This window comes from Stenotrophomonas nitritireducens, from assembly GCF_050984405.1.
GTDB classification, from domain to species: Bacteria; Pseudomonadota; Gammaproteobacteria; order Xanthomonadales; family Xanthomonadaceae; genus Stenotrophomonas; species Stenotrophomonas nitritireducens_B.
In genome coordinates this window covers 2,518,206-2,529,249 of record NZ_CP158790.1, presented here as the reverse complement: position 1 = coordinate 2,529,249, position 11,044 = coordinate 2,518,206, and the positions used below count along the sequence as shown (strand labels likewise).

The following is an 11,044-nucleotide window of genomic DNA, read 5'->3' as shown; positions in this document are numbered from 1 at the left end:
AACCACGCCCCCCCTACATTTGGGTGTTCTCGATGATCGCTACTGATCTTGGCGACAACTTCTGGATGCGGCCACCAGGACTAGACTTGATCTGAGGCGAGCCTCGCAAAAGAGGTGTCGGGATCGCCCCCCTTGCCCGACGGGGGTCGGCTCTTGCGTTTGCCTTGTCTGCGGGCAGTGCCCCATGCACGCTACCTGACCACCTTCTCCGCGGATATCGCCGTTGCACCGACCGATGAAGGCGACGCACATGAACCGGCCGCCCTGGACACAGGCGGACTCGTCATTCTTCCAACATTGCAACGTCTGGCCTGGAAGGATGAAGCATGGGAAGTCACCGACATGCGAGGGAACACGCATCAGTTCGATCTGGTCTACGCGGCGATGGGCGCCCCGGCTCGCGGTGATCTCGCGTCGAGCCTGGGCGCTCTTGTCGATGCGGAAGGTGCCGTACTGACGAATGCGCATATGGAAACGACCTGCCCCGGTCTCTATGCCATCGGCGACGTGGTCACCGATCTCAACCAGATTGCGGTCGCTTTCGGCCACGCGGCCATAGCCGCAAGCGCGATCCATCGGGCCCTCCCGATCGCCCCACGCCTGCGCGACACCCGGTAATCGTTCGACGGCAGCAGCCTTTCACCGCTGCCGCTAGCGGTGAAAGGCGGCTTCGACGTCAGGTTCTTGCGGTGCGCAGCCATTTCCCTGAACCGGAACGGCACGCGCACCGCATCTTCAAATCCCGCTTGCATGCATCCACTCCGGAGCCATCAAAAAGCGTCGCATCGGCGGCGAAGAATGCAGAAACGCCTGATACTTCCGTCGGGACTGCGGGCCGCTGCGATGCTTCACGTAGAAGGCGCGCGATCCAGTCCACTCTGCATCCATGAAGTACGGGACGTCGTATCCCATGGCAGTGCTCCCATCGTCCTGTCTGACGACCGGAACGCGCCGCCCATTCGCTATCAGCGGGGAATCGAAGATGGTCCACACCGCCGAGATGTCTGGAATGCAGCCAAAACCGCCAAGGGTAATCGTTTTGCAGGAACCTACGATCAAGCACTGGAAACCGCTGCCGCGGGGCTTCTACAGGCGCCATCCGACAGAGGTGGCCCCCGAGCTGTTGAACAAGATCCTTCTGCGGGACGACGGACGCGCGGCGCGCATCGTCGAGGTCGAAGCCTACGCGGGGGGAGAGGATCCGGCCGCACATTCCTTCCGCGGCCCGACTCCACGCAACGCGACCATGTTCGGCCCGCCCGGCCACCTCTATGTCTACTTCATCTATGGCATGCACTGGGCCGGCAACGCTGTCTGTGGCGACGCGGGTGAAGGAATGGCGGTGCTGTTGCGGGCGGCCGAGCCGATCCACGGGCTGGAGCTGATGTACCAGGCGCGTGCGGTGGCACGACGCGACCAGGACCTGGCAAGCGGTCCAGGCAAGCTGGCGCAGGCATTCGGGTTGAATCGGCAGCTGGACGGTGCCGACCTGGTCACGGGAGACCGTGGGGTGGCATTGGTGAGTGACGGCACGCCGCCGCCAGACAACCCCGCAGTGGGTCCCCGGATAGGCATTTCCCGGGCGATGGACTTCCCTTGGCGCTGGCATGTCCCAGACCACGACCACGTGTCGGGGCCCCGCCGGCAGTCTCGTAATGGAGCCAAGCATGACCCCGCTCGATAAACAGCTGAGACGCGAACTGACGATCGAGGGCAAGGCCTATACGCTTTCCCTGGACCCTGTCGGGCTGAAACTGGTCGAGAAGGGGCGCCGCAAGGGGCTGGAGCTCAGGTGGACGGACCTGGTCTCGGGAGATGCTGCCTTGGCCGCTGCGCTGCAGGCGTCCTTGAAAGCCCCCTGATCTGAAGCGGGGTCCAGATCAAACACGACGCGATCGGCACCACCATTTCAAGTGACGACGTCGATCACTCATTGCTGCAGTGGACATGCCTTCGCCGTATCAGATCTGAGCAGACAGGCAACCACCAGTCGCCCTGCCTCGATTGAGGATCGGGCGAGCCATGGACACCAGAAAACCCGGCCGCGATCAAACGATCACGCGACCAGCCTGTTTCTCCCATCGGCGGCGTGTAGCGTCAGCCTTGCTGCCAGCCATCCCATGGCAAATTGCCCGTCCTCAGGGACTGACGGAACGCGCACGGCTTCCGCTCTTGCGTTGCGCCGTCGAACGGCTTTGCGCGAATTCCGGGAAGGTATCGGCCAGCGACGCCTTGTCGGGCAGTACATAGAAAACCCCGCCCCGCTCGAAGGTCTGGCGGACGATGCGCTCGTAGAACTCGGGGGAGACGTTGATGCAGCCGTGGGTGACGCGGTTGTCGTCCGGCGAGGGCGAGGCGAGGCGTTCGGGGCGCCTTTCCGCCGGCACGCCGGTAGCGGTGGGATGGATCGAAACCGCGGAGTCGTAGTCGACCCACAACACGCGCCCGGCATCGATGGACGGACCGAAACCGCCCACGAAGCGACCCGCGGGCGTCGTGCGGTCACGGCCCGGAATCTCGCGAAGCGCCACGCCGGCGACGCCGGGTGCCGTGTGGTCGCCCACCGCCGAACCGAAAAGCGCGGGTGCCGCGCCGCGAAGACGGCCGTCGCCGCCGAATACCAGGATCTGCGCGGCGGCCTTGTCCATGATCGCGAACGGATAGCCTTCGCTGTCACGCGTCGCGACCACCCAGCCGGCGAGCTCGGTCACCGTCTCGGATACGTCCTGGCCTTGCGGAAGCTCGTCGACGGCGGCCGCCGGCTGCGCCGGACCGTCCTCGGCGCTGGCCATGTTGATGCTTGCCAATGCCAGCACCATTGCCAATGCGCCGTAGACGGCCCGGATCGCAGGGAATGAATACGTACGGATGGCGCGGCTCCTTGGAACGAATGCTGCAGGTGTAAGGGAAACCAGTGGCCAGCGAAGGCCACCGGTCCCGGATTCAGACGTTCGTCACGAACGGGGAAAGAGGACTAGCCGCGCGGCGTGCGGCGAGGCGCCGTTTCGAGCTGCTGGACGCGACCTTCGATCTGATCCAGTCGCTGGTTGGCCCGCTGCGCGGACTGGTTGGCGGATTCGGCGCTCTGGGCCGCGCCCTGCACCCTCGCGTCGAGCTGGTCGAGGCGTGTGTTGATGGTTGCGAACTCGTCCTTGTAGGTGGCACAGGCGCCAAGGCCCAGGGTGGCGACGAGTGCGACGCCAAGCTGCAGATGTTGTTTGGTCAGGAACATTCCAATCCTCCATTCGTCTTGGAGCTCGGAATATAGCGGCCTTTTGCTGGAAGCCATGATCACGTCTTCAGCTCACGTTGGAACACGTGGGCAGTGCGTGAAGACGCATGGATCAAGGAGACTGTGACGCGGATTCATCCATGTTTATTCGTACTCGCCAAGACCTGATCGCCTTTCGCACCTCTGCCTGGATGGGCAAAGGTGAACAGCGGGAAGAGCGCTTTCCAACCACCCTCTCCTGCGTCCCGCTCAACGTTCCACAGCCGTCGAGAACTCTCGCGGACGCGCAACATTGCCGCTATCAAGAACGCGTGCGATGACTCCCCGCACTCCTCAAGCTCTTCTCGCCGATCTCCGGGACGACGTCCGGCTTCGTTCACATGACCTCGATTACATTCCGGCCCGTCGATGCCGCCTGCGGCGGCTGCCGGGAGATCCCCATGAAAACTGGACGTGCGTTTGGCTTCGCATTGACCGCCGCGACGCTGCTGGCGGTTGCCCCCGCCTGGGCCGATCCGCCGCACCACGCGCGCGGCAATGGCCCACCGGCGCACGCCGGTGGGCCGCACAACCGCCACGCGCCGCCGCCGGGATGGCAGAAGAAGGCCTGGCGCCGCGGCGAGCGGCTGCCGTGGGCCGAAGTGGATCGACGCTACTGGGTCGACGACTACGCGCATTACGACCTGCGCGACCCCGGCCGCGGACGTCGCTGGGTGCGGCAGTCCGACACCGAATATCTGCTGGTGGAGATCGCCACCGGCCTGATCATCGACGCCCTGCACCGCTGAGGGTTCGCTGGGCCCGACGTTGTCGGTGCAGCGGCAACACCGGCGCTGGTCGACCCATGACGTTGACCAGCGCCTTGAATTTTTTCCGATCCACTGGCGCACAGGGCGCATCCAGCGGGACTCTTCCAGCGCATGGTTCCATCTGCAGTATTACGGACCGCCTGACCCTGGACGTGGCAGGCGAACAGGCGAACAGCATCACCTGTAGCACGGCACCAGAACACGTGCGGGCGGAGCGAAGCCAGCCGGCGCCTGCGGAAGCCCATCGTGAGACAGACCACGCAGTTTCGATTCGAGGTAACCCGCCTCCAGCGGACACGCTGCGGCAGCACCGACCTCTGATCACTCACGCATCGCCCAGGTGGAGAACGAGTCATCGCCCCGGGGCGGCGGACGCCTCACCTCACCGCATCTATGCGTCCTTCCTGCTTGTAGTCGCGCACCTTGCGCTCGGCGATGGCGCCGCGCGACCCCACGATCATCTCGGTCATCCACGACACCAGCACGTCGGTGTAGTCCTTCTGCTCCGCCTTGTCGTCGAACGCGTGGCTGGCGCCGCGGATGAGGCGCCGGGTCATCGACCTGGCGCTGCTGAACGCGCCGGCGTAGTTGTCGATGACCTGCCGCGGAATGATCTCGTCGTGTTCCGCCTCGACCAGCAGGACGTCGCCGGTGAAGCGCGCGCACGCCTGCAGCGCACGGTTCTGGTCCGCCGCCAGCGGGCGACGGCGGTAGCCGGCCAATTCGGGATCCGCGTTCAACTGGCGCTTGGGCGCGTCCCAGTCCTTGTCCAGGTAGATCGCCGGGGTCCGCAACGCCAGCCAGCGCACCGGCCGGGACTGCGACAGGAGCGCGGCGAGATAGCCGCCGTAGCTGATGCCGACCAGCGCGATCGCGTCGCGGTCGACATGCGGCTGCTGCACCAGCCAGTCGTAGGCGGCGCACAGGTCCTGGAGGTTCTGCGGGCGCGTGACCGTATCCCGGCTCGCGGCCCTGGCCCGGTGCCCGCGCAGGTCGAAGGTGAGGCACACGCACCCCAGCGCGGCCGCCTCCCGCGCGCGGCTCAGGTCGTGCTCCTGGCTCCCGCCCCAGCCGTGGACGAACAGCACGCCGGGCAGTTCCCGCTGCGGCGACAGGATCGTGGCCTCCACACTCTCCTCATGGGTCACCTCGATGCGGCAATGGTCCAGTTCAACGTCCATGGGGCACGATCCTGGCGTACTTGCGCGGCGAATCCGCCTCGCCGTCGCCATAGGCAATGGCGCCCTCCGGCAGCGGGGCGTCGTCGTAGGATTCGCGCGTTTCGGCGACGACGGACGACGCTTCGGGATGGCGCGCCAGCCATTCGAACGCGATCACTTCGGCCATGCTGGCGCCGCCGAAGCGCCAGGACTGTTCGAGCACGCCCACGTGGCGGTTCCCCCGCGAGTCCACGCCGTCGATGACGTCATAGTTCCGGCGCGATGCCAGCACGCCGTAGGTGCCACGCACCAGGGCGTCGTAGGCGAGCGCGACGTTTACCGCTTCGGCGGGGCCCTTTCCGGCAAGCACCGCGAATGGCCCGCGGAACACCGTGAGCGTGGAGCCGCCATAAACCTCGCGGCCGGCGCGGTCCATGACCGTGCGCTGCCGGCCGCAGTAGGCGATCTCGTGGCCGGGCAGGCTCGAACTGCCGATGCTGTAGGTCGTCGATTTCACCAGGTTCCTCTCCAGGACCAGCCCGCCCGCCAGCGCCGCATCGGTCGCGTCCTCAAGCCATCGCGCCAGCGCCGGCGGATCGTGCACGGTCGCCTGGCCATTGCCGCCGCGCGCGAACGGCTGCTTCAGCCGCACCTCGCCATCGCGCAACAGGCGCGTACCCGCGGCCCAGGCATCGTCGGCGGAGAAGACGCAGCAGCCGGGCAGCGTCAGCCGCTCGATTCCGTCCAGGTCCTTCCACCCCCGCGGAAGCGGCGCATCGCTGCGCCATGGCCGGTGGCTGACCAGCTTGGTGGCGACGAAGGCGTGCGGCACCACCCCGCCCCACAGCTGCGACTCGCCGCGGATCCCGAGGGCATCGGCCTCGCGCCGGGTCAGGGTCGACATGGGGATGCAGTAGCTGCCGTCGCTTGCGCCGGGCAAGGCATGCGACGGGTCGTAGTCCAACGCCAGCAGCGCCGCGACACGCGATGCCGCGACGCGCAGCGTGGCGACCTCGTGCGGGCTGCACTGGTCGGTGCCGTCGAAGATGACAGAAAGCGTACGCATTCCTCCTCCGGGCAGGCTGCGCCGCGTCCGTGGCCGCGATCGGGCAGCGTTCCGGTTCTTGTAGCGGCGGCGCGGTGGTAGAGCGGTGAGGGAAAGCACCGCATTCGTCACCCACGCCTAACCGCCGCGCCTTCACTCCGCAGGCGAACGGATGCAGATGCAGGCAGCGTCTTCCACGCTCAACACACGGCGGTTCCGCCATCCCTCGACTTTGCCGTGTCCTTGCGTCACGCCTGCGCCACCCGTGCCAGGTCGGCGACCAGTTCCGCGCGCGCCCGTTCGCGCTGCGGCGAAGGCATGCGCAGGATCGCCGAGAGATGCCATGTCGCCAGCGCCCTGGTTTCTTCCCCGAGCGGTTGCCAGGTACCCCGGCTGCGGGTAATCCGGAATGTATTGCCGAACAGCGTCTGCGCCGCCATCGCGCCGAGCGCCACCACCACGCGCGGTCGCACCTGCAGCAGCTCGGCCGCCAGCCACGGGCGGCAGGCGGCCTGTTCGGACGCGTTGGCGCGCTTGTGCAGCCGCGCCTTGCCGCGCTGTTCGTACTTGAAATGCTTGACCGTGTTGGTCATGTAGAGGCCGGCGGCATCGAGGCCGGCTTCGGCGAGCGCCTCGCGCAGCAGGCGCCCGGCTGGCCCGACGAATGGCCTGCCCTCCAGGTCCTCGTGCGCGCCGGGCTGTTCGCCGATGAGCATCACCGCCGCGCGGCCCGCCCCGGCGCCGAACACGGTCTGCGTGGCATGCCGCCACAGCGGGCAGCGCCGGCAATCGGCCGCTTCCCGACGCAGGGCGGCCAGGCTGCCGGCAGGTACCTCGTCCACCGGCTTTGCCAGTGGCGGCGGTTCGCGTACGGATCTGCGTGCCATGCCGCCACCGTAGTCCGGCCGCGTTCGCGGTGGCGTGAATCGTCGCGGCGTTGCTCCGCCTCGTCGCGCGGTGTCCCTGCGCGTCGACCCGATGGGACGCCGCCGCTGCAGCCGGTGTGCCCGTCCCTGCCGGCACGCGACCGAAGCGACTCACCGCTACCCACGGAGCAGCGACGGTCAGAGCCGCTTTCGCACGAAGACGCAACGGCCGCAGGAAAGGGATGCGGCGGCACGCGGACCTGGCTTGCCATCCCGCGCGGATTCTCACGCGGCAGTGACGGTCCTGTCACTTCGTCCTGCCACTCCCTCCCCCATGTTGGGCGTGGGATCGTGCGCGGCTCCGGCGATCACGGAGCATTTGCGGACCACATCATGCTGCGGCCACGGGACCGCCGGCTGGGAGCGGAGGCTGGAGAGTGACACGGACAGGCGGGACCGACGGCGCGACGCCAAGAGTACGGTGGGTGGGCACGCTGCTGGGGTTGGCGCTCAGCGCCGGCCTGGTATCGATGGTGGTCCATGGCTATTTCGCCCGCCTGGACGCGGCGCGGCGGCAGAGCGCCGCCGTCGCCGCCGGCATCGACAAGCTGCTCCGGTACGAGATCCGCAATCTGGAAAGAGCGCTCAACGGCATGGCCGCCGAGGCCGATGGCTATGCCGTCGATCCGGCCGCGTGGGACCTGCCCGGCACCATCCGCGGGGTGATCGCGCGCAACGCCGAACTGCAGGACATCGATCTGGTCGGCAGGGACGGACAGCCGCTCTACAAGGGCGTCAACTCCACCGGGCAGGCGGTGCCGCCGGCGGTGCTGCAGTCGAGCCGGACCGGCAGGCTGGTGCCGGGCAACGTGCTGCACGAGGGGCGGTCGCGGCCCGTGCTTCCGCTGGTCGTGCGCACCCCGGGCCAGAACTGGCTGGTGGCGCGGCTGCGCCTGTCCGAACTGCAGGAAATGCTGGACGGCGCCGATGTGGGCCGGCGCGGCAACGCCACCCTGCTCGGCGCGACGGGCGCCGTGCTGGCGCAACGGCGCATTGGCGCCACGCCGCCGGCATCCGGCGGGCAGCTCGTCAGCCGGTCCTCGGCCAGCGGCTATCCCTTCGTGGTCGTCGTTTCCATGTCGCGCGCCGAAGCGCTGGCGCCGTGGCTGGGCTCGTCCGCGGCCTCGCTGGGGCTGCTCCTGCTCTACTGGCTGGGGATGCGCTACCTGAGCCGGCGCGTGGCCGCCGCCGAAGCGGTCCGCCGTAGCGTGCATGCCGAACTGCAGCGCCAGGCCGACTGGCTGGGCAAGGCGCAGGAAGCGGCGCGCACGGGCGTCTGGGCGATCGACGCCACCGACGGGCAGGTGCACGCGTCGGCGCCCGCGCGCGACCTGTTCGGGCTGCCGCACGGCAGCGCACCCCTGCCGGCCCAGGCATTCTTCGAGCGCATCCACGAGCAGGACAGGCAGCGCGTAGAGGCCGGCTTCGCCGAGGCGTGGGGAAAACGCGAGCCCTTCGCGTTCGAATACCGCGTGGTGCTGCCCGATGGCGCGGTCCGCTGGATAAGCGCGCGCGGCGCGCCCGTGGCCCACCACGATGCCGGCCAGCGCATGACCGGCACCCTGATGGACATCACCGGACGCAGGCAGCAGCAGGCGCAGCTGGAGCACGCCGAATCGCAGTTCCGCGAGCTGTTCGAGCGCAACCCGCTGCCGTTCTGGGTGTTCGACATCGCCACCCTGCGCTTCCTCGCGGTCAATGCCGCCGCCGTGCAGCGCTACGGTTATTCCCGCGAGGAGTTCCTGGCGATGACGATCCTGCAGATCCGGCCCGAAGGCGCCGCCACCGCGGTACGGCACTCGGTGGCCGACGCCGCCGAACCGCGCGATTCGGCGCCGGTCTGGCAGCACGTCACCCGCGATGGCCGGCTCATCCACGTGCGCATCCACAGCAGCACGATCCGTTTCGACGGGCACGACGCGCGGCTGGTGCTGGCCGAGGACGTGAGCGAGCGCGTGGCCTACGAGCAGGACCTGCAGTGGCGCGCGACCCACGAGGAAAGCACCGGCCTGCTGCACCTGCGCTCGCTGCTCGACGCGGTGGACGGGTGGAGCGGCGCGGGCGCGGCGCGCTGCGCGCCGGCCTTCGTGCATGTCCAGCTGCGCGACCTGGAACTGGTTTCGCCGACCTTCGGCACGCGCACGCGCGAGGAGATCATCCTGTGCATGGCACGCCGCCTGGCGCGGATCGGCGAAGGCCACGGCCTGGTCGCCTACGCGCCCTCCGATGCCTTCGTGCTGGCCATGCGGCAGGCGGAGAACTGGCATGAGCTGGTCGACGCGGTGAAGGCCGCGCTCGCCTTGTCCATCGACGCGGACACCGGCCGCCACCGCGTGCAGGCGTGGCTGGGAATCGCCTTCCAGCAGCCCGGCGAAGCGGCCGAACAGGCGGCCGGGCACGCGGCGCTGGCGGCGCTGGAGGCGCGCGCCCACAACCAGGCGACGATGCACTATTCGGCGCGCATGGCCGAACGCGCAGCGGAGCGGCTGGCGACCGTGGGCCGGCTCCGGACCGCGCTGGCGAACGCCGAGTTCGAGCTGTTCTACCAGCCGATCCTGCGCATCGGCGATGGCGTGGTCACCGGCGCGGAGGCGCTGCTGCGCTGGCGCGTGGACGGCGCCTACGTGTCCCCGGCCACCTTCATCCCGCTGTGCGAGGAGTCGGGAATGATCGTGCCCATCGGCGAATGGGTGATCGAACAGGCGGCGCAGGCGCGGCAGCTGCTGGGCGCGCGCGGCCACGATTCGATCTCCATCGCGGTCAACATCTCGGCGGTGCAGTTCATGTCCGGCGCGGTTCCCGGCCACCTGCGGCGGGCGCATGCGCACTACCGGCTGCCGCGCGGCGCGCTGCACGTCGAGCTGACCGAGACGGCGATGCTGCAGCGGCCGGAGATCGCCCGCTCGGCGATGGAAGAACTGCAGCGCGAAGGCGTGTGCGTCTCGATCGACGACTTCGGCACCGGTTTTTCCAGCATGAGTTACCTGCGCGACCTGCCGCTCAACCACCTCAAGATCGACCGCAGCTTCGTCCAGGACGTGCACCGCAACCGCCGCAACGCTTCGATCTGCGAGGCACTGATCGCGCTCGGGCGCGGCCTGGGGCTGGAGCTGATCGCCGAGGGCGTGGAGGATGCGCTCGAGCTGCAATGGCTGCGCGATCATGGCGTGGACAGCGCGCAGGGTTTCCTGATCGCCCGCCCCATGCCGCTGCAGGACTTCGCTGCCTGGCTCGAGCGTGGCGCGCGCGCCGGCACGCAGGGAACGGCGGACGCCCCCTAGAGGGGGCCGCGCCGGCCTCGACGCCGGCCTCACGGCCGTGCATGCGCCGCGAATGCACGGAGACGGAGGATGCAACCGCAGACGAGCTTTCCGGGCGACGGCCGTGCTGCGCTGGAACGATCGGACTACGGTTTCGGCCTGCCCCTGGCCAACAGCCACGGCAAGGCAAGGCCGGCGCCGAACGCCGCGTAGATGCAGAACATGTCCGTGGATCGAAGCCGCTTTTCGAAGCCCGGCGTCAGCCGCGGCGGCACGACCCTGTAGTCCACCAGGTAGGCCGTGGCCGCGGTGGCCGATGCCAGCGCAAGCGTGCGGCGCGGCGCGGCCCGCCCGTTGCGCAGCGCTTCGAATGCCGTGGCCCAGAACACCGAGGAGGCGTGATGAATCAGGTAGCCGGTCAGGGTATGGCGCAGGCTCCAGCCGGTACGCAGGTGCGCCTGCCGCGGCCAGATCCAGTGGCTGGTGGCGTTGGTGCCGGCAGCCGCGGCGCGGCTGCGGCGATGGCTGAACCAGGACACCAGCACGCTGGAACAGACGCTGGCGCAGCTGCCCGAACACAGGGCGCGGACGAGCAAGCGCCGCCAGAACGGC

Annotated in this window: 11 protein-coding genes; 5 read left to right on the top strand and 6 right to left on the bottom strand. The window is 68.6% G+C overall.

What is annotated here, in order from left to right; all coding sequences use genetic code 11:
* Nucleotides 1–177 precede the first annotated feature (177 nt).
* The 3 genes from ABTV91_RS11205 (at nucleotide 178) to ABTV91_RS11195 (ending at nucleotide 1,862) form a co-directional block, all read left to right on the top strand.
* Nucleotides 178–618, top strand: a complete 441-nt coding sequence (locus ABTV91_RS11205; RefSeq protein ID WP_433851512.1) for an FAD-dependent oxidoreductase — start codon at nucleotides 178–180, stop codon at nucleotides 616–618.
* A 391-nt stretch (nucleotides 619–1,009) separates the two neighbouring features.
* Complete coding sequence (locus tag ABTV91_RS11200; protein ID WP_433854172.1) at nucleotides 1,010–1,684, top strand: DNA-3-methyladenine glycosylase; 675 nt, start codon at nucleotides 1,010–1,012, stop codon at nucleotides 1,682–1,684.
* Nucleotides 1,668–1,862: a hypothetical protein gene (locus ABTV91_RS11195; RefSeq protein WP_433851511.1), complete on the top strand. Its 195-nt coding sequence runs from the start codon at nucleotides 1,668–1,670 to the stop codon at nucleotides 1,860–1,862. Before ABTV91_RS11200 ends, ABTV91_RS11195 begins: the two co-directional genes overlap by 17 nt.
* 276 nt (nucleotides 1,863–2,138) lie before the next feature.
* On the opposite strand, the gene ABTV91_RS11190 is transcribed toward ABTV91_RS11195, so the two are convergent.
* Both ABTV91_RS11190 and ABTV91_RS11185 read right to left on the bottom strand, forming a co-directional pair.
* Nucleotides 2,139–2,819 carry a hypothetical protein gene (locus ABTV91_RS11190; RefSeq protein ID WP_433851510.1) on the bottom strand — a complete coding sequence of 227 codons (681 nt, stop codon included), beginning with the start codon at nucleotides 2,817–2,819 and terminating at the stop codon, nucleotides 2,139–2,141.
* A gap of 155 nt (nucleotides 2,820–2,974) precedes the next feature.
* Nucleotides 2,975–3,232 (bottom strand): hypothetical protein, encoded by a 258-nt coding sequence (locus tag ABTV91_RS11185; protein WP_433851509.1) that lies wholly within the window; start codon nucleotides 3,230–3,232, stop codon nucleotides 2,975–2,977.
* A 440-nt stretch (nucleotides 3,233–3,672) separates the two neighbouring features.
* Between ABTV91_RS11185 and ABTV91_RS11180 the strand changes: the two genes are divergently transcribed.
* The gene (locus ABTV91_RS11180) at nucleotides 3,673–4,020 is read left to right on the top strand and encodes an RcnB family protein (RefSeq protein WP_433851508.1); all 348 of its coding nucleotides are present in this window, start codon (nucleotides 3,673–3,675) and stop codon (nucleotides 4,018–4,020) included.
* Nucleotides 4,021–4,418: 398 nt separating this feature from the next.
* On the opposite strand, the gene ABTV91_RS11175 is transcribed toward ABTV91_RS11180, so the two are convergent.
* The 3 genes from ABTV91_RS11175 to ABTV91_RS11165 form a co-directional block, all read right to left on the bottom strand.
* Nucleotides 4,419–5,222, bottom strand: coding sequence for an alpha/beta hydrolase family protein (locus tag ABTV91_RS11175; RefSeq protein WP_433851507.1), 804 nt, complete (start codon nucleotides 5,220–5,222; stop codon nucleotides 4,419–4,421).
* Nucleotides 5,212–6,366 (bottom strand): DUF3182 family protein, encoded by a 1,155-nt coding sequence (locus tag ABTV91_RS11170; protein ID WP_433851506.1) that lies wholly within the window; start codon nucleotides 6,364–6,366, stop codon nucleotides 5,212–5,214. Before ABTV91_RS11170 ends, ABTV91_RS11175 begins: the two co-directional genes overlap by 11 nt.
* 128 nt (nucleotides 6,367–6,494) lie before the next feature.
* Nucleotides 6,495–7,133 (bottom strand): UdgX family uracil-DNA binding protein, encoded by a 639-nt coding sequence (locus ABTV91_RS11165; RefSeq protein WP_433851505.1) that lies wholly within the window; start codon nucleotides 7,131–7,133, stop codon nucleotides 6,495–6,497.
* 464 nt (nucleotides 7,134–7,597) lie between these two features.
* On the opposite strand from ABTV91_RS11165, the gene ABTV91_RS11160 reads away from it, so the two are divergent.
* The gene (locus ABTV91_RS11160) at nucleotides 7,598–10,453 is read left to right on the top strand and encodes a bifunctional diguanylate cyclase/phosphodiesterase (RefSeq protein ID WP_433851504.1); all 2,856 of its coding nucleotides are present in this window, start codon (nucleotides 7,598–7,600) and stop codon (nucleotides 10,451–10,453) included.
* A 125-nt stretch (nucleotides 10,454–10,578) separates the two neighbouring features.
* Here ABTV91_RS11160 and ABTV91_RS11155 read toward each other — a convergent pair whose 3' ends face one another.
* Nucleotides 10,579–11,028 carry a hypothetical protein gene (locus tag ABTV91_RS11155; RefSeq protein WP_433851503.1) on the bottom strand — a complete coding sequence of 150 codons (450 nt, stop codon included), beginning with the start codon at nucleotides 11,026–11,028 and terminating at the stop codon, nucleotides 10,579–10,581.
* Nucleotides 11,029–11,044: the final 16 nt, after the last annotated feature.